This window comes from Sphingopyxis sp. DBS4 (assembly GCF_024628865.1).
Lineage (GTDB): Bacteria > Pseudomonadota > Alphaproteobacteria > Sphingomonadales > Sphingomonadaceae > Sphingopyxis.
The window spans coordinates 770,754-788,118 of sequence record NZ_CP102384.1; the positions used below are offsets into that span (position 1 = coordinate 770,754).

14 protein-coding genes are annotated in these 17,365 nt (G+C 66.0%); 9 read left to right on the forward strand and 5 right to left on the reverse strand.

What is annotated here, in order from left to right:
* Nucleotides 1-2 precede the first annotated feature (2 nt).
* The 6 genes from NP825_RS03575 (at nt 3) to rpmE (ending at nt 6,648) form a co-directional block, all read left to right on the forward strand.
* Entirely contained in the window at nt 3-1,163 is a 1,161-nt protein-coding gene (locus tag NP825_RS03575; protein ID WP_257548448.1) for a 1-deoxy-D-xylulose-5-phosphate reductoisomerase, read from the forward strand.
* On the forward strand, nt 1,156-2,286 hold the full coding sequence (gene rseP / locus NP825_RS03580; RefSeq protein WP_257548450.1) for an RIP metalloprotease RseP: 1,131 nt from the start codon (nt 1,156-1,158) through the stop codon (nt 2,284-2,286). The genes NP825_RS03575 and rseP overlap by 8 nt, the downstream gene beginning before the upstream one ends.
* 71 nt (nt 2,287-2,357) lie before the next feature.
* Nucleotides 2,358-5,042 carry an outer membrane protein assembly factor BamA gene (gene bamA / locus NP825_RS03585; RefSeq protein ID WP_257548452.1) on the forward strand — a complete coding sequence of 895 codons (2,685 nt, stop codon included), beginning with the start codon at nt 2,358-2,360 and terminating at the stop codon, nt 5,040-5,042.
* Nucleotides 5,042-5,728, forward strand: a complete 687-nt coding sequence (locus tag NP825_RS03590; RefSeq protein ID WP_257548454.1) for an OmpH family outer membrane protein — start codon at nt 5,042-5,044, stop codon at nt 5,726-5,728. Before bamA ends, NP825_RS03590 begins: the two co-directional genes overlap by 1 nt.
* A gap of 5 nt (nt 5,729-5,733) precedes the next feature.
* A complete protein-coding gene (gene fabZ / locus NP825_RS03595) occupies nt 5,734-6,210 on the forward strand; it encodes a 3-hydroxyacyl-ACP dehydratase FabZ (protein WP_257548456.1) in 477 nt (158 codons plus the stop codon).
* A gap of 210 nt (nt 6,211-6,420) precedes the next feature.
* A complete protein-coding gene (gene rpmE, locus NP825_RS03600) occupies nt 6,421-6,648 on the forward strand; it encodes a 50S ribosomal protein L31 (protein ID WP_257548458.1) in 228 nt (75 codons plus the stop codon).
* 33 nt (nt 6,649-6,681) lie between these two features.
* Here the strand turns inward: rpmE and NP825_RS03605 are convergent, their stop codons facing one another.
* Nucleotides 6,682-8,154, reverse strand: coding sequence for a glycerol kinase (locus NP825_RS03605; protein ID WP_257548460.1), 1,473 nt, complete (start codon nt 8,152-8,154; stop codon nt 6,682-6,684).
* Between the two features lie 377 nt (nt 8,155-8,531).
* Here NP825_RS03605 and NP825_RS03610 point away from each other — a divergent pair, with 377 nt between their 5' ends.
* From NP825_RS03610 to NP825_RS03620, 3 genes are all read left to right on the forward strand, one after another.
* Nucleotides 8,532-9,902 carry a DEAD/DEAH box helicase gene (locus tag NP825_RS03610; RefSeq protein WP_257548463.1) on the forward strand — a complete coding sequence of 457 codons (1,371 nt, stop codon included), beginning with the start codon at nt 8,532-8,534 and terminating at the stop codon, nt 9,900-9,902.
* A gap of 192 nt (nt 9,903-10,094) precedes the next feature.
* The gene (locus NP825_RS03615) at nt 10,095-11,768 is read left to right on the forward strand and encodes an MFS transporter (protein ID WP_257548465.1); all 1,674 of its coding nucleotides are present in this window, start codon (nt 10,095-10,097) and stop codon (nt 11,766-11,768) included.
* Between the two features lie 58 nt (nt 11,769-11,826).
* A complete protein-coding gene (locus NP825_RS03620) occupies nt 11,827-12,870 on the forward strand; it encodes an alpha/beta fold hydrolase (protein WP_257548467.1) in 1,044 nt (347 codons plus the stop codon).
* On the opposite strand, the gene NP825_RS03625 is transcribed toward NP825_RS03620, so the two are convergent.
* The 4 genes from NP825_RS03625 to NP825_RS03640 all read right to left on the reverse strand — a co-directional run bounded on the left by NP825_RS03625 (nt 12,821) and on the right by NP825_RS03640 (nt 17,351).
* On the reverse strand, nt 12,821-13,576 hold the full coding sequence (locus NP825_RS03625) for an alpha/beta fold hydrolase (protein WP_257548470.1): 756 nt from the start codon (nt 13,574-13,576) through the stop codon (nt 12,821-12,823). The two genes, NP825_RS03620 and NP825_RS03625, sit on opposite strands and share 50 nt — an antisense overlap.
* A gap of 48 nt (nt 13,577-13,624) precedes the next feature.
* Nucleotides 13,625-13,867, reverse strand: coding sequence for a hypothetical protein (locus tag NP825_RS03630; RefSeq protein ID WP_257548472.1), 243 nt, complete (start codon nt 13,865-13,867; stop codon nt 13,625-13,627).
* A 259-nt stretch (nt 13,868-14,126) separates the two neighbouring features.
* Nucleotides 14,127-15,779: a carboxylesterase/lipase family protein gene (locus NP825_RS03635; RefSeq protein WP_257548474.1), complete on the reverse strand. Its 1,653-nt coding sequence runs from the start codon at nt 15,777-15,779 to the stop codon at nt 14,127-14,129.
* Nucleotides 15,780-15,797: 18 nt separating this feature from the next.
* Nucleotides 15,798-17,351 carry a carboxylesterase/lipase family protein gene (locus tag NP825_RS03640; RefSeq protein ID WP_257548476.1) on the reverse strand — a complete coding sequence of 518 codons (1,554 nt, stop codon included), beginning with the start codon at nt 17,349-17,351 and terminating at the stop codon, nt 15,798-15,800.
* Nucleotides 17,352-17,365: the final 14 nt, after the last annotated feature.

A 17,365-nucleotide genomic window follows, 5' to 3' on the forward strand; every position in this document is an offset into this window, starting at 1 on the left:
TCATGCGCCGCCTCTCGCTCTTCGGCGCGACGGGGTCGGTCGGGCAGTCGACCCTCGACCTCGTGCGCCGCGATGGCGAGGCGTGGCGGGTGAGTGTGCTGACCGCGAACAGCGATGTCGGCGAGCTGGCGCGCCTCGCGCTCGAATTTCGGCCCGAGCTCGTCGTGATTGCCGACGAAGCGCGCCATGCCGAACTCAAGGAAGCGCTCGCGGGCACGAATATCGGGGTCGCGGCGGGGGCCGAGGCGTTGATCGCGGCGGCGAAGCATCCGACCGATCTGGTGATGGCGGCGATCGTCGGCACCGCCGGCCTTGCGCCGACGATGGCGGCGCTTGAGGCGGGCATCGACGTCGCGCTCGCCAACAAGGAAGCGCTCGTCTCTTCGGGCGAACTGATGACCGCGGCGGCGCGCAAATCGGGCGCGACGATCCTGCCGGTCGACAGCGAGCATAATGCAATCTTCCAGTGCCTCGCGGGCGGGCGCATCGATCAGGTGCGGCGGATCATCCTGACCGCCAGCGGCGGGCCGTTCCGCACGATGAGCGCCGAGGCGATGACGCGCGTCACCCCGGCGCAGGCGGTCGCGCATCCGAACTGGTCAATGGGCGCGAAGATCAGCGTCGATTCGGCGACGATGATGAACAAGGGGCTCGAACTCATCGAGGCGCATCATCTGTTCCCCGTCGGGCTCGACCGCATCGAGATTCTCGTTCACCCGCAGTCGGTGATCCACAGCCTCGTCGAATATGTCGATTGCTCGACGCTGGCGCAGCTCGGCTCGCCCGACATGCGGATTCCGATCAGCAGCGCGCTCGCCTGGCCGCAGCGGATGGCGACGCCCTGCGCGCCGCTCGACCTCGCATCGATCGCGCGGCTCGACTTCGAGGCGCCCGACGAGATGCGCTTTCCCGCCACCGCGCTCTGCCGCGCCGCGATCGCCGAGGGCGGCGCGCGCCCGGCGCAGCTCAACGCCGCGAACGAGGTCGCGGTCGCCGCGTTCCTCGCGGGGCGCATTTCCTTCCCGGCGATCGTCGATACGGTGCGCCGCGTGATCGAGGCCGAGGCGCCCTCGCTGCCCGTGTCGCTTCAGGACATATTCAGCGTCGATGCCGCATCGCGCGCGGCCGCGCAGCATTTTGTGGACCGATACGAACATGCATGACGTGCCCCTGTGGCTGTATTTTGTGGGCTTCCTGCTCGTGCTCGGGCCGCTGGTCTTCGTGCACGAATATGGTCATTACATCGTCGGCCGCTGGTGCGGGGTAAAGGCCGACGCCTTCTCGATCGGCTTCGGGCGCAGAATCGTCGGCTGGACCGACAGGCGCGGCACCGAATGGAAGATCGGCTGGCTGCCGCTCGGCGGCTATGTCCAGTTCGCGGGCGACCGCGATGCGGTGAGCCAGCCCGATGCGGGCTGGCAGACGCTTCCCACCGAAGAGCGATCGCACACCTTTCCGGCGCAGCCCGTGTGGAAACGCGCCTTGATCGTCCTTGCGGGGCCGCTCACCAACTTGCTGTTCGCGATCCTGGTTTTCGCGGGTTTCTTCATGGCCTATGGCGCCCCGGCGCTTCCGCCCGTTATCGGCGGGGTGCAAGCGGGAAGCGCGGCGGAGGCCGCTGGACTCCGCGTCGGCGACCGCATCGTGCGGATCGACGGGCAGGCCATCGAAAGCTTCGATGCGATACCGAATATGGTCGCCTATGACCTCGGCCGGCCGGCCGTGATCGAGGTGGAGCGCGGCGGCGATCGGTTCACCGTCACGCTGAAGCCGCGGATCACGACGATAACCGATGATTTCGGCAACAAGGCCGACATGGCGATCATCGGCATCCGGTCGGGGCCGATCACCCACACGCCCGTGGGACCCTTGGCGGCGGTTCAGGCAAGCGCGGCACAGACCTGGGACATCATGCGCCTGACGGGCAAGGCCCTGGGCCAGTTCCTCACCGGGCAACGTTCGGTCAAGGAAATGGGCGGCCCCTTGCGAATCGCGAAGCAATCGGGCGAGCAGGCGTCGCTCGGGCCGACGGCGCTGATCTGGTTCATCGCCTTCGTGTCCATCAATCTGGGGTTCATAAATCTGTTGCCATTGCCGATGCTCGATGGCGGCCATCTGCTTTTCTATGCCTATGAGGCGATCCGGCGCCGTCCTGCCCCCGCCGAGGCGCAGGAATGGGCGTTCCGATTCGGTTTCGTGGCGATCGTGACGCTGATGCTGGTCGTGACTTTCAACGATTTGGGCTCAATCGGGGTCTGGGACCGGATCGCGCGCTTGATTGGATAAGCGGACTGGGGCAGGAGTGCGCGCGGACCTGTGGGCAAGCGGGTTTGTCGCTTTTGAGTTATTTTTGCGGGATGAACAGCGTGGCTTCACAAAAAATCCGGGCGCGGACCCAGCTATCGGCGCTTCTTATGGCGGGAACCATGCTCGCATGGCCGACAGCGGCGCTCCACGCACAGGAAGCCGCACCGCCGACCGTTCCCGCGCCGAACGTCCCCGCGCCCACGGGGGAGGCGGTTCCGACCGCGACGACCGTGAAGTCGATCACCGTCACCGGCAACCAGCGGCTCGAGGCGCAGACGATCCTGTCCTATCTGCGCCTGCGCGTCGGCCAGCCCTATACCCGCGCGACGCTCGACCAGGCGCTCAAGGACCTCGCGGCGACCGAATTGTTCAAGGATTATCAGATCAGCGACGAAGACGGCGCGCTGACGATCCAGGTGGCCGAGAATCCGGTGATCAACCGCGTCATCCTGGAGGGCAACAAGCGCCTGAAGGAAGACAAGATCCGGCCCGAGATCAAGCTCGCGCCGCGCCAGATCTTCACGCGCTCGAAGGTCCGCGCCGACGTCGCGCGCATCATCGAGCTCTACAAGCGTCAGGGCCGCTTCGCCGCGACCGTCGAGCCGAAAATGGTCTCGCTCGACCAGAACCGCGTCGACGTGGTGTTCGAGATCAACGAAGGGCCGAAGTCGAAGGTCCGCCAGATCAACATCATCGGCAATGAGAAGTTCAGCGACGGCGACCTCAAGGACGAGATGGCGACCAAGGAGTCGGGCCTGCTGACGATCCTGTCGTCGAACACCAGCTACGACCCCGATCGCCTCGCCTATGACCAGCAGAAGCTGCGCCTCTTCTACCTGCAGAACGGCTATGCCGACTTCCGCGTCATCTCCGCGGTTGCCGAGCTGACCAGCAACAAGCAGGATTTCATCATCACCTATGTCGTCGAGGAGGGCGAGCGCTACAAGTTCGGCGACGTCAGCGTGAAGAGCGAATTGCGCGACTTCAAGCCCGAGATGCTGCAAAAGCTGCTGCCGATGAAGACCGGCGACTGGTATAATGCCAAGCAGGTCGAGGATACGGTCGAAAGCCTGAGCGAAACCGCCGGCCTGTTCGGTTACGCTTTTGCCGACATCAATCCCGAATTTCACCGCAACGCCGAAACGCGGACGATGGATATTTCGTTCGACGTCGGCGAAAGCCCGCGCACTTATGTGGAGCGCATCGACGTCAACGGCAACACGCTGACCCACGACAAGGTGGTGCGCCGCGAGTTCCGCCTGAACGAAGGCGATGCCTTCAACAGCTTCGGCGTCAAGCGCACCGAAAACCGCCTCAACAGCCTCGGCTATTTCCAGGAGAATCTGGAGATCGACCGCAAGGAAGGCTCGACCCCCGACCGCATCATCCTGGAGACCAATGTCGAGGAAAAGCCGACGGGCGAACTGTCGTTGTCGGCCGGCTTCTCGTCGATCGAGAATTTCCTGCTTCAGGGTTCGATCCGCCAGCGCAACTTCCGCGGCCTCGGCCAGCAGCTTCAGGCGTCGGTCAACTATTCGAGCTATTCGAAGTCGATCGAACTCGGCTTTACCGAACCCTATCTGTTCGACCGCAATATCTCGATCGGCGGCAGCGTCTATCGTCGCGATCTGAACTCGTTCAACTTCATCAACAACGACCGCCGGACGACGTTCCAGCAGGTGACGACCGGCGCGCAGATCAACGTCGGCGTGCCGCTGACCGAGTTCATGTCCTTCTTCGGCCGTTACACGATCAACTTCGACGATGTGTCGCTCGACAAGAATCTCTATTATTTCGGCGGTCAATGCGATCCGCTCGTCGCCGGCCGCTATCTGTGCGACGCGATCGGCAAGCGCACGACCTCGCTGCTCGGTTACACGCTCGCCTATGACGACCGCGACAACCGCCTGCGTCCGACGCGCGGCCAGTCGCTGTCGCTCAGCCAGGATTTCGCGGGGCTCGGCGGCAGCGTCAAATATGCCCGCACCCGCGTCCAGGGCAGCAAGCACTTCAACCTGGGCAACCGCTTCATCCTCAACGTCTCGGCCGAGGGCGGTTATATCTATCCGTTCGGCGGGCGCCCGACCCCGACGAGCGACAAGGTGCGCCTCGTCGATCGCTTCCAACTCGGTGAGCCGCAGATGCGCGGTTTCGACATTCGCGGTATCGGCCCGCGCGTCATCCGCTTCACCGACGTCGATCTGACCGATCCGGCGAACCCCGTGCTCAATTCGGACCTCAAGAACCGCAACAACCTGATCGACGACGCGCTCGGCGGGCGTGCCTATTATCAGGGCCGGCTCGAGATGGACATTCCGCTCGGCACCGGCGCCAAGGAACTGGGCCTGCGTCCGTCGATCTTCCTCGATGTCGGGTCGGTGTGGAGCGTGAAGCGCCCGACGCTGACGACGCTCGCCGATTTCAGGGATCCGTCGGACGGCCTGACCAAATATAAGTGCCGCAACGCGACGACCGGTGACATCAAGTTCGCGACGTTGACGACAGGCAGCACGACGCTCTATTCGACCTGCGACAGCGCCAATGGTTATGCCGCGCTCGCGCCGTTCGAAGAACGCTTTTACGGCAATAGCTGGATGCCGCGCGTCGCGATCGGCGCCGGCGTCAACTGGAACTCTCCCTTCGGACCCTTCCGGATCGACTTCGCTTATGCCCTCCGCAAAGAAGAGGGTGACGATACCAAACGCTTCTCATTCAACGTAGGAACCCAATTCTGATGAAGAAAATTTTCACCGCTTCGGCGCTTGCCATCGCCGCGCTGTCGGTTTCGCCCATGTTCGCCGCGCCCGCCGCCGCGCAGGCCCGCGCTGTCGCGGTCGCCGACGTGCGCGCCGCCGCCGCCAAGTCGAACGCCTTCACCGTCGCCTCGCAGCAGATCCAGACGACCTACAAGGCGCAGATCGACCAGCAGGAAACCCGCGGCCAGACGCTGCAGGCCGAAATGAACGTGCTGATCGCCAAATATAATGAAGAGGCGAAGAAGAGCCCGCAGAACCAGACCGCGCTGCAGGCCGCCGCGAAGGCGGTGCAGGACAAGCGTCAGGCCGCGCAGGAAGAGCTGGGCAAGATCGGCGAGCCCGTCGAGCTCGCGCTCGCCTATGTCGAGGATCAGATCAGCGTTCGCATGAACGAAGCGATCAAGGCCGCGATGACCGCCAAGAAGGTCGACCTGCTGCTGCAGCCCGACGCGGTGCTGGCGCGCGAGAATAATGTCGACATCACGGACGCGGTGGTCGTCGAGCTCAACAAGATCCTGCCGAGCGTGACGATCACGCCGCCCGCCGGCTACAAGCCCGGCCAGCTTGTCCAGCAGCGCAACCAGCAGCTGATGGACGCGGCGCGCGCCGCGCAGCCGGGCGCCGCCGCCACGCCGGCCGCCGGCACCCCGCCGACGACGCGCTAAACCGTATGGCGGACGGGGAAAAGGGTGAAGCCATGGGTCCGGCGGACATCCGCCGGATTCTCGGCCTCTTGCCGCATCGCTATCCGATGCTGCTCGTCGACCGGGTGGAATCGATGGTCAGGGACCAGTCGATCCACGCGGTCAAGGCGGTCACCATGAACGAGCCTTTCTTTCAGGGCCATTTCCCCGGCCGGCCGATCATGCCCGGCGTCCTCATCGTCGAGGCGCTGGCGCAGGCGGGCGGCGTGCTCGCGATCGAATCGCTCGGCCTCGCGGGATCGGGCAAGCTCGTCTATTTCATGGGCATCGACGGCGTGAAGTTCCGCAAACCCGTGGAGCCGGGCCATCTGCTCGACCTCCACGTCTCCATCCTGCAGGCGAAGCGGAACATCTGCAAGTTCGAGGGACGGGCGATGCTGGGCGATCAGCTGGCGACCGAATGCCAGTTCACCGCGATGATCGCCGACCCGCCGAGCGACTGAACCGATCCATCCTGCCTCGTCACCCCGGACTTGATCCGGGGTCGATGGCTTCGGCGTCGCTGTAGATCCCGCATCAAGTCCGGGATGACGAGGCAAGGTGTTGCATTTTGCGCCGTTCACCGTTAGGGGCAGCCGCTTCGCGGGCCCCGTGACGGGGAAAGCATCGACTCAAGCTCGCCGGTCGGTAACCGGCGGCACAGGAGCCAACAGATGAAAAAAGACATTCACCCCGATTATCACATGATCACGGTCAAGATGACCGATGGCACCGAATATCAGACGCGTTCGACCTGGGGCAAAGAGGGCGACGTGATGACCCTCGAAATCGACCCGACCGCGCACCCGGCCTGGACCGGTGGCCAGGGCCGTATGCTCGACGCGGGCGGCCAGGTTGCGAAGTTCAACAAGCGTTTCGGTGGGCTGACGCTCAAGCGTTAAGATACGTCGTCCCCGTGAAGGCGGGGGTCACGGTTACGCCAAAACCTTTGCAAGCGCGCTTTGCCACCCGGCAAGGCGCGTTTTGCGTTTGTCGGCGTCCAGCGCGGGCGTGAAGCGCGTCGCGGTGCCGCGCATCGCGGCGGCGGCGCTCGCAAGATCGGGATAGAGGCCAGCGCCGGTCGCAGCGAGCATCGCGGCGCCGAGCGCGGTACTTTCGACGAAATCGGGGCGCTCGACGGCGATGTCCAGCATGTCGGCAAGGTCCTGAGCCATCCAGTCGTTCGCGGCCATGCCGCCATCGATGCGGACCTCGGCCCAATCGACGCCGTCGGCGGCGAACGCCGATTTGAGGTCGTGCGCCTGATAGGCCTGTGCCTCGAGCGCCGCGCGCGCGACATGCGCCTTGGTGCTGGCGAAGCTCAGCCCCGACAGCGCGGCGAGCGCATCGGGCCGCCAGTGCGGCGCGCCGAGGCCGGCGAGGGCGGGGACCAGATAGACGCCGCCAGTATCGGCGACCGAACGCGCGAGTCCCTCGCTCTCGCCCGCGCTCGCGAGCAGGCCGAGCCCGTCGCGCAGCCATTTGATCAGGCTGCCCGCGACGAACACCGATCCTTCGAGCGCATAAGAGCGGACGTCGCCTTCCTGCACGAGGATCGTCGCGAGGAGGCGGTTGTTCGATACGGGCCGCGCGGTGCCGCTGGCCGACAGGATGAAGGCGCCGGTGCCGAAGGTCGCCTTGGTCTGCCCCGGCGACAGGCACGCCTGGCCGATCGTCGCCGCCTGCTGGTCGCCCGCCATGCCCGATATCGGGATAGCGCCACCGAACAGTTCTGGGTCGGTCGTCCCGACGGCGGCGGTGCAGCCGGTGATTTCGGGAAGAAGCGCCATCGGCACGCCGAGCAGATCGCACAATCCCTCGTCCCAGCCGCCCGCGCCGTTGATGTCCATCAGCAGCGTGCGCGAAGCATTGCTGGCATCGGTGACATGCGCCCCGCCGGTCAGGCGATAAACGAGATAGGATTCGATCGTGCCGACCGCGAGGCGTTCACCCGCCTCCTTGAGCTGCGGCCAATGGCGGAGCGCCCAGCCGATTTTGGTGCCCGAAAAATAAGGATCGAGCAGCAGGCCGGTCTTCGCCTGCGCCTGCGGTTCGTACCCCGCTTCCTTCAGCGCGGCGCAGTCGGCGGCCGAGCGCCGGTCCTGCCAGACGATCGCCGGGGCGAGCGGCTCGCCGGTCGCGCGATCCCAGAAGACGACGGTCTCGCGCTGGTTGGTGATGCCGATCGCCGCAACCGCGCCGGTGCCGCCCGCCTGCTCGATCATCTCGCGCGTGCAGGCGAGGGTGGCCTCCCAGATCTCGGCGGCGTCATGCTCGACGAGGCCGGGGCCAGGGTAATGCTGCCGAAACTCGCGCTGCGCACTGCCGAGCGGCGTGCCGTCGGCGCTGAAAAGCATCGTGCGGGTCGAGGTCGTCCCCTCGTCGATGACGATGATCTTTTCGGCCAAAGCACTACCCCTCATCCGTTCGTCCTGAACTTGTCGGGCCGCCAGGCGACCGCAGGTCAACCACAGGTCTTCCCTTCCCATTTCATGAAGAAAGAACGGCTATTCGACAAGCTCAGGGCGAACGGGAATAGGTAGGCAAGCAATAATCTTGCAATTTCGCGCAACCCATGCCATATGTTGTGCAGCGCAGCATGGCGGGCTTCCCCGCCGTAACCACCGGCAGCGTGATTTTCCCGCCCATTTCAGGCGCGGGCGAGCCGGACCGGCGCTTTGTCCCCAGAGGCACCCTTTCACGCGGGTCGTTTCGAACCCGCGGCCGTGCGCCGTCCGTTCGATGCGAGCGGATGCGCCTGCGCGTCGCCCATAGTGAGTATTTTATGACGAGTTTCAATGACTTTGGCCTGCACGCCGACATCAATCGCGCGCTTGCCGCCAAGGATTACACCACGCCGACCCCGATCCAGGTGCAGGCGATCCCGCCGCTGATGAAGGGCCGCGACCTGTGTGGCATCGCGCAGACCGGCACCGGCAAGACCGCAGGCTTTTCGCTGCCTTCGATCCATCACCTCCTGACCTATCCCCATCGCGCTAACCCGCGCGGCTGCCGGATGCTCGTGCTCGCGCCGACCCGCGAGCTTGCCGCGCAGATCGCGCAAAGCTGCCGCGACTATGGCCGCTTCACCAAGCTCAGCGTCTCGACCGTTTTCGGTGGCGTGCCGATCAACAAGCAGATTCGCGATCTGGCGAAGGGCGTCGACATTCTCGTTGCGACACCGGGCCGTCTGCTCGACCTGATCGATCAGCGCGCGCTACGCCTCGACGATGTCGAGATATTCGTTCTCGACGAAGCCGACCAGATGATGGACATGGGCTTCATCCATTCGCTGCGCCGCATCGCCAAGCTGCTGCCCTCGCGCCGCCAGAATCTCTTCTTCTCGGCGACGATGCCGAAGGAGATCGCGGGCCTGGCCGACCAGTTCCTCAACGATCCGGTCACTGTGTCGGTCGCGCCGCAGGCGACGACCGCCGAAAAGGTCCGCCAGCAGATCACCTTCGTCGAGCAGAAGGAGAAGCAGGCGTTGCTCCATCATGTACTGAAGGCCGAGGAGATCGACCGCGCGCTGATCTTCACGCGCACCAAGCATGGCGCCGACCGCGTCGTCCGCCACCTCGCGGGCGCGGGCATCCAGGCCTATGCGATCCACGGCAACAAGAGCCAGGCGCAGCGCACGACGGCGCTCCAGGCTTTTCGCTCGGGGCAGGTGCGCCTGCTCGTCGCGACCGACATTGCGGCGCGCGGGATCGACGTCAGCGGCGTCAGCCATGTGATCAACTTCGAGATTCCGAACGTTCCCGAACAATATGTCCACCGCATCGGCCGCACCGCGCGCGCGGGGGCGGAGGGCATTGCGATCAGCTTCGTCGCACCCGACGAAAAAGCCTATCTGCGCGATATCGAGCGCGTGACGCGTACCCGTGCCGAGCCGGTGAAGCTGCCCGACGGCTTCAACGAAATGGTGCGCAACCTGCCCAAGCCGGTGCAGGCGCCGCGCAACACCGGCGGCAAGGGCCGCGATCCGCAGCGCCAGCGCGAGGATGCATTGCGCCGTAACGGCGAGAAGTCGAACCGCGGCCCGCGTCGCGAAGCGCCGGCGGGCGAGGGCGCGCAACCGCAGCGCAAGCGCCGCTTCCGCCCGCGCCGCGGCGGCGTCGGCGCGCACAAGGGCGCGGTGACGCGCGTCGGTTGACACCTCCAATCTCGTCATTGCGAGGAGCGTAGCGACGAAGCAATCCAGGGCGCGACAACCCGCTCTGGATTGCTTCGCTCCGCTCGCAATGACGACCTTTTCGGTTCGGGTGTCGGCGAACGATGTCTGCGTCATTGACGCTACGCGGTGACCGACTACCGTCCACTCCCATAAGGGGTGAAGGGGTAGCGGATGACCGACGGCGCAGGCGCAGCAGCACTTCCAGCCGAAACCCGGCAGAGCGAGCGCAAGGTGATCCTCGCCTCCTCGCTCGGCACCGTGTTCGAATGGTATGATTTCTACCTCTACGGCCTGCTCGCGGGCGTAATCTCGGCGCAGTTCTTTTCGGGCGTCAACGAGACCACGGGCTTCATCTTCGCGCTTGCGGCCTTCGCCGCGGGTTTTGCGGTGCGCCCTTTCGGTGCGCTCGTCTTCGGACGGATCGGCGACCTCGTCGGGCGCAAGAATACGTTCCTCGTCACCATGGGATTGATGGGCGCATCGACCTTTCTCGTCGGCGTGCTGCCGAGTTATGCGGCGGCCGGCGTCGCGGCGCCGATCCTCCTCGTTCTGCTCCGCCTCGTCCAAGGGCTCGCGCTTGGCGGCGAATATGGCGGCGCTGCCACGTATGTCGCTGAACATGCGCCTGAAGGAAAGCGCGGCCTTTTCACCAGTTTCATCCAGACCACCGCGACGCTCGGTTTGTTCGCGGCCTTGCTCGTCGTCATCGTGACCCGCTCGCTCGTCGGCGAAGCCGCCTTCGCGGACTGGGGCTGGCGCATCCCTTTCCTGATCTCGGCCATTCTTCTCGGCGTGTCGCTGTGGATTCGACTGCAGCTTGAGGAAAGTCCGGTCTTCCGGCAGATGAAGGAAGAGGGCACGACCTCTAAGGCGCCGCTGACCGAGGCCTTCGGGCGCTGGGCGAACCTCAAATGGGTGCTCGTCGCGCTGTTCGGCGCGGTCGCGGGGCAGGCGGTGGTCTGGTACACCGGGCAATTCTACGCGCTCTTCTTCCTCGAAAAGACGCTGAAGGTCGACGGCGCGACCGCGAACATATTGATCGCCATCGCGCTGGCGCTCGGCACCCCCTTCTTCATTCTCTTCGGCTGGCTCAGCGACCGGATCGGACGCAAGCCGATCATCCTTGCCGGCTGCGCGCTCGCGGCGCTGACCTATTTCCCTTCGTTCCAGATGCTGACGGAGGCCGCCAATCCAGCGATGGCCAAGGCACAGCAGCAAGCCGCGGTGATCATGGCGGCGGACCCCGGCGCCTGTTCCTTCCAGTTCGACCCGATCGGGCGCAACAGATTCGAGGATAAGGGCTGCGACATCATCAAGTCGGCGCTGGCGAAGGCCGGCGTCAGCTACACCGCTTTCACCCGCGAACGCAGGACGGGCGATCCGGCACGGGTCCGCATCGGATCGCATGTCCTCGCCGCACCCGATCCGTGGCGCCTTGCCGAAGAGGATCGAGCGGGGGCGGTCGCCTCTTTCCGCGCCGACCTCGAACGCGCGCTCGCGGACGCGGGCTATCCGGCGAAGGCCGACCCGCAGGCCATCGACAAGCCGCTCGTCGTCGCGATCCTCTTCTACCTCGTGCTGCTGGTGACGATGGTCTATGGCCCGATCGCCGCGCTGCTCGTCGAGCTCTTCCCCAGCCGCATCCGCTACACCGCCATGTCGCTTCCCTATCATATCGGCAACGGCTGGTTCGGCGGCTTCCTGCCGACGACTGCCTTCGCGATGGTCGCGGCCACCGGCAACATCTATTACGGCCTCTGGTATCCGGTCGCGATCGCGGCGGTCGGCGTGGTCGTCGGGTTGTTGTTCCTGCCCGAAACCTTTCGTCGCCCCATATATGAATAGCGTGGATTGACGCCACGAGCCTGCCCGCTAGGGTCTTTCTCGCTCTGAGGGGGGCCGGATGCCGACGATCGACGAAGATGATTTCGAACCGCTGCCGCCGCGGCGGCCGCTCTTCCGGCGCAAGCGGGTGCTCATTCCGCTCGCGCTGCTGCTCGCGATCGTCGCGCTCTTCTTTGCGCTTCGGACGCCCGATACCGACCGCGACGCGATGATCGCCAAATATGGCGGCCCGAACGCCGCCTTCGCGGCCGGGCCGGCGGGGCAGCATATCCATTACCGTGACCAGGGGCGCCGCGACGGTCCCGTCATCGTGTTGCTCCACGGCGCCAATTCGAGCCTCCAGACGTGGGAGCCGCTGGTGAAGCGGCTCGGCGCGACCTATCGCATCGTCACGCTCGACCTGCCCGGACACGGGCTGACCGGCGGCACGCCCGACAAGGATTACAGCGCCGACGGGATGATCGCGGCGGTCGATGTCGTCGCGGCAAAGCTGGGCCTCGACCATTTCATCCTCGGCGGCAATTCGATGGGCGGCTGGGTCGCGTGGCGCTACGCGCTCGACCGGCCCGACCGGGTCGACGCACTGCTGCTGCTCGACGCGGCCGGGATGCCGCTGCGCAAGGGCGAGAAAGCGCCCGAATCGAACATCGGCTTTCGCATCCTGCAATACCCGTTCGGGCGCTGGCTGGCGACGCAGATCACCCCGCGCTCGCTGGTCGAGGAATCGCTGCGCGGTTCGGTCGCGCGGCAGGACATCGTCGATGATGCGATGATCGACCGCTATTGGGAGTTGCTGCGCTTTCCGGGCAATCGCGAGGCGACGGCGCTGCGCGCGCGGATCGACCGCGAGCCCGCGATGGCGGATCGGATCGGCGAGATCAGGGCGCCGACGCTGATCCTGTTCGGCAAGGAGGATCGGCTGATCAATCCGACCGCCGCCCAGACCTTCCACGAGCGGATCGCGGGGTCGGAGGTCGTGCTGCTGGACGGCATCGGTCATCTGCCGATGGAGGAAGCGCCCGATGCGACCGCGAAGGCGATCGCGGACTTCCTTACGCGGCGGCTCGCGCCGCAGGCGGCGCCTGCTCCAGAAAGTCGTTGATCCGCGCGGCGATCGCCGCGGCGTGGGTGAAGGGGAAGAGGTGCGATCCCGGCACCACCTCCAGCACCGCGCCGTCGATCAGCTCGGCGATCGTCTGTCCGTGGCACGCGGGCACGACGCCGTCGCGCTCGCCCATCAGGATCAGCGTCGGGATATTGCGAAGGTGCGGCAGCATCGCCGCGCTCGTCCAGCCCGCCATCGCCATCGTCTGCCAGGTCAGGCCGAGCGGAGTCGCGGTCGGCAGCTTGAGACCGCTGGCGAGCATGTCGTCGTCGAGCAGCGCCGCCCAGCCGATGCCGGGCGCGCCGACCGTCGGGGTCGTCGCCATCAGCACCAGGCGGTGCACGCGCTCCGGAAACTGCACCGCGATCTGCTGCGCCAGTGCGCCGCCCCAGCTGAACCCCGTGACGTCGAGCAAGTCGTGGCCGAAGCGACCCGCGATCTCCATCACCGTCGCCGCCATCGTCGGCGCGCTATAGGGGAGCAGCGCGTCGGGCGAGCCGCCGACGCCGGGCATGTCGAGCGTCCACACCTCGCGGCCCTGGATTTGCGCGAGCAGCGGCGCCGCGGCGGCGATGTCGGCTCCGATGCCGTTGAGGAAGAGCAGCGGCGTGCCGGGCGCACCCTCATGCCAGCGCGCGACGCGCAGGCTGAGGCCATAGACATGTTCGGTGCTGATCGAGGGGCGGCCGCTGATCCTGCTCATGGCATCGGCCTTGGCACAGCTTGATGACGGGTGAAAGGTCGCGCGTCGCTATGCCTGCGGTTCGGCCGCGGTTTTGGCAGCCTGTTCATAGTGCAGGCAGTCGAAAATCTTCGCGCCGGCGAGGAAAACCGAACCGCTGCACGCCGCCATCAGCAGATAGCCGCCGAAACCGGGAAATTGATGCAGATAGGCCGTGCCGCGCGCCATCGCCCCCATCGCGAGCGCATAGACGATCAGACACGCCTCGAAGCGGGTCTTGATGACGAACAGGCGTCCGATCTTTTTCAGCATCATTCCCATCCAAGCAAGCGCCGTGCCAGTGGCGCAAATCGGGGATTCGACGCGACTGGCTGATGGTAAACTGTAAATTAACCCGACAGCGGAGGGAAGGGCGGGTTCGTATCGGGGTGGCAATTTCGGATGGCGGGTCGGCACAAGGCGAGTGAGGCGGGCGTCGCGGGATGCCGGGGAGCAGTGCGAAACGGCGCGATGGCATAGCCGGTGGCCGGCGCTTTATGGCATCTGCATCGGCGGCATGTGCCCCCAAACTCTATTCGGCGCGACGGTCGGAATCTCCGGGCCATGCGTCGGTCATCGGATGCTCGGCCCGTCGCGCAAAACTGTCGATGCCGAAGACCGAACGTCCCGGACCCTTCGGCAGTCGATCGAGCACGAGCGCCAGCCCGGCCCGGTCGTCCTGATAGGGCGCGAAATGCGTGCCCAATTCCATCACGTCGGCCGACCCCTTGGCGAAAAGGGGCCAATGCGGCAGGTCCGCACCATTGGGGTCGCCGCTTTTAACGAAATTGGCCCACAGGCGCGACATTCTGGCGGCGATCAGATGGTCCCGATCATCGAAGGGTCGGTCTGGAGATGCTTTCAATGAATTGAAAACATAGGGGATTTCGGCCGAATGGAAGGCGCCGAACATGTCTTTGCCCGGCCCGGGCTCGGGGTGGGTGTAATAATAAGTGAAAATCGGTCCGCGATGCGCCCGCGCCCAGTCGATGAGCGATGCGAGACCATAGAGGCGCGTCAGCCGCTGGCCGGCGGCACGCGCCGCCGCTTCGCTGTCGAGCGGGGTGCCCGCCAGCAGGATATCGGCGTCGGCCTCTCCGACCATATGGGACGCGCGGGCGCGCACTTCGGCGGGTGTAGTGTGGAAATAGGCGGGATTCAGCACGCCTTCGTCGGCGTTCAGCCCGGCCATCACCGGAATCACCTGCCGCCCGCCTGCCGCTTCGAGCGCCTCGATCTGGTCGGGCAGGATCGACCCATCGACAACCGGACCGAGCAGCGGCAGGCCGCCGACGTCGCCCGCTCCGGCGAGCGGGCCGGCATCGAGCAGCGCCATCACCCGGTCGGCGGGCAGCTGACGCAGCGCGGCGGTGTCGGACAACCCGGCGCGCGCCAGCAGGTCGGCGCCGCGGCGGTCGGCTTCGGCGCGGTCGGGCAGCGGGGTCTCGACGATGCCGCTTTGCACGATCGCGCGAGCGAACAGGCCTTCGGCTTGCGGGGAGAGGAGCAGCATTTGCACCGCCATGCCCCCCGCCGACTGGCCGGCGATGGTGACCCGTTCGGGGTCGCCGCCGAAGGCCGCGATATTGCGTTGCGTCCAGCCGAGCGCCGCAATCATGTCCTGCAAGCCGAAATTCGCGCCGCCGCCCGGCTCGCCCGCCAGATCGCGAAAGGCCGAAAAACCGAAAACTCCCAGGCGATAATTGATCGATACGACCATGATGCCCTGCCGCGCCAATTCGGTGCCGTCATAGATCGGCACCGCGTTCGACCCCGACATGAAGGCGCCGCCATGGATCCACAACATCACCGGCAACGGCCCCGCGTCGTGGTGCGCCGGCGCCCATATGTCGAGCGTGAGGCAGTCTTCCGAGACCGGCGGCGGGGCGACATATTCCCGGGTCCAGGGACCGAAGCCGTCGGGTGTGATCGCCTGCATGCAACCGGGGCCCTGGGTTTTTGCCGCACGCCGCCCCGACCACGGCAATGCCGCCTGGGGCGCCGCCCAGCGCCGTTCGCCGACCGGCGGAGCGGCATAGGGCACACCCAGAAAACGGATCACGTCATGATCGACCGTGCCGGCCAGCTCGCCGCTCTCGATCTTGACCACTGCCTCCTCCGCGGTCGCCGGCGGTGCAAGCGGGAGCGTGCCGAACAGAAGGGCGAGAGAAAGGAAAAGGCGCATCGCTATCGCTCCTGCCCTTCAGGGCGTCTTAGCGGTTATGGTCCGTTCGACGAAGTCGAGCCGCGCGCGGATCGGATCGGGCTCCTGATGGGCGCCCGTCGCGTCGAAAATCATCACGGCGTCGCTTGCCGCCGCATAGGGCGACCAGCGTCCGCCACCGATGGCCGAGGGCGTGCCGGTCTTTGCGAAATTGACCCAATAATCATGCACCAGCCGTGCCGCCGTGCGATCGGCGGGCGTCGTCGCCGCGCCGTGGCGGACGTCGACGGTGTCGAAGAAGAAGGGCAATTCGCTGGCATGGAAAGCGCCGGGCAGCTTCGCACGCAAATATTCGGGCACATAGCCGAAGCGATAGGTGAAAACGGGTTGTCTGCGTCCGGCAATGATCCGCGCGACGTGGCGTGCGGGTTCGAGGAACATCGTATCGGCGGAGACCGCGACCCCGATGCGCATTGCGTCCCTGCGTCCTTCGGGGTCGTAAACCGGTTCGGCTCCGGCCCGCATGGCGGCCAGCGGAGCATAGGCCTGTTCGACCCCGCCGCCGAAGAAAAAGCCGTCGGCGTCGTTGGCGCCGATCACCATCGGGATCGGCGCGCCTTCGCCTGCGGCATAGGCGGCGTCGACCGACCGGCGCACGATTTGTCCGTCGGCATAGAGCGGCGTGAAATCCTTGGCGTCGAACAGGGTCATCAGGTTGAGGCCGCTCATCACGCTGTCGGCGGGCAGCGCGCGAAGCGCGGCGAGCGCGTCGGCGCCGTCGCCCTCGACTCCCTTGGCCCGCGCGAAGTCGGCGCCGATCGTTTCGGCCTCGGCCGCGGTGCGCAGTGGACCCATCAGGTCGCGCCCACCGCCCGACATGACGATCGCCTTGTGGAAGAGTCCCTTCGCGAGCGGGGTTGTCGCCAGGGCATGTACGGACATGCCGCCCGCCGATTCGCCGAAGATGGTGACATTGCCGGGGTCGCCGCCGAACGCCGCGATATTGTCGCGCACCCATTGCAGCGCGGCGATCTGGTCGAGAATCGCATAATTGCCGTGCGGTGCCCCCGCGGCTTCCTGGGTGAGTGCGGGATGGGCGAAGAAGCCGAAGCGGCCGAGACGATAGTTGAAGCTGACGAATATCACGCCCGATTCGGCGAAGGACCGGCCCGAATAGACGGGCGGGGAGCTGCCGCCGTTGACGAAGCCGCCGCCGTAGATCCAGACCATCACCGGACGCTTTTCGCGCGAGGGCGCGGCCGGCGTCCAGACGTTGAGATACAGGCAATCTTCCGACGGCTTGACTCCCAACGGTGCGGCGTCGGCCTTGTAGGGGATCTGCATGCAGTCGGGACCGAATTGGCCGGCGATGCGGACATTCGGCCAGCGGTCGGCGGGTTGCGGCGCGCGCCAGCGCAGGGTGCCCACCGGCGGCAGGGCATAGGGCATGCCGCGATAGGCGATGCTCTGCCCCTCCGCCACACCCTGCACGACGCCGCTGTGGGTTTCGACGACGGGTTGCGCCGAGGTCTCCGCGGCCGCGGCCGGAGAGGCGAGCGCAAGGGCGAGCGCGATGGCAGGAAATATCCGCATATTCTGTCCTTTCA

Excerpts from the sequence above, each read along its gene's own strand:
- NP825_RS03575 (WP_257548448.1), top strand. The coding sequence starts at position 3 with ATGCGCCGCCTCTCGCTCTTCGGCGCGACGGGGTCGGTCGGGCAGTCG.
- rseP (WP_257548450.1), top strand. The coding sequence starts at position 1,156 with ATGCATGACGTGCCCCTGTGGCTGTATTTTGTGGGCTTCCTGCTCGTG.
- bamA (WP_257548452.1), top strand. The coding sequence starts at position 2,358 with ATGAACAGCGTGGCTTCACAAAAAATCCGGGCGCGGACCCAGCTATCG.
- NP825_RS03590 (WP_257548454.1), top strand. The coding sequence starts at position 5,042 with ATGAAGAAAATTTTCACCGCTTCGGCGCTTGCCATCGCCGCGCTGTCG.
- fabZ (WP_257548456.1), top strand. The coding sequence starts at position 5,734 with ATGGCGGACGGGGAAAAGGGTGAAGCCATGGGTCCGGCGGACATCCGC.
- rpmE (WP_257548458.1), top strand. The coding sequence starts at position 6,421 with ATGAAAAAAGACATTCACCCCGATTATCACATGATCACGGTCAAGATG.
- NP825_RS03610 (WP_257548463.1), top strand. The coding sequence starts at position 8,532 with ATGACGAGTTTCAATGACTTTGGCCTGCACGCCGACATCAATCGCGCG.
- NP825_RS03615 (WP_257548465.1), top strand. The coding sequence starts at position 10,095 with ATGACCGACGGCGCAGGCGCAGCAGCACTTCCAGCCGAAACCCGGCAG.
- NP825_RS03620 (WP_257548467.1), top strand. The coding sequence starts at position 11,827 with ATGCCGACGATCGACGAAGATGATTTCGAACCGCTGCCGCCGCGGCGG.
- NP825_RS03625 (WP_257548470.1), bottom strand. The coding sequence starts at position 13,576 with ATGAGCAGGATCAGCGGCCGCCCCTCGATCAGCACCGAACATGTCTAT.
- NP825_RS03630 (WP_257548472.1), bottom strand. The coding sequence starts at position 13,867 with ATGCTGAAAAAGATCGGACGCCTGTTCGTCATCAAGACCCGCTTCGAG.
- NP825_RS03635 (WP_257548474.1), bottom strand. The coding sequence starts at position 15,779 with ATGCGCCTTTTCCTTTCTCTCGCCCTTCTGTTCGGCACGCTCCCGCTT.
- NP825_RS03640 (WP_257548476.1), bottom strand. The coding sequence starts at position 17,351 with ATGCGGATATTTCCTGCCATCGCGCTCGCCCTTGCGCTCGCCTCTCCG.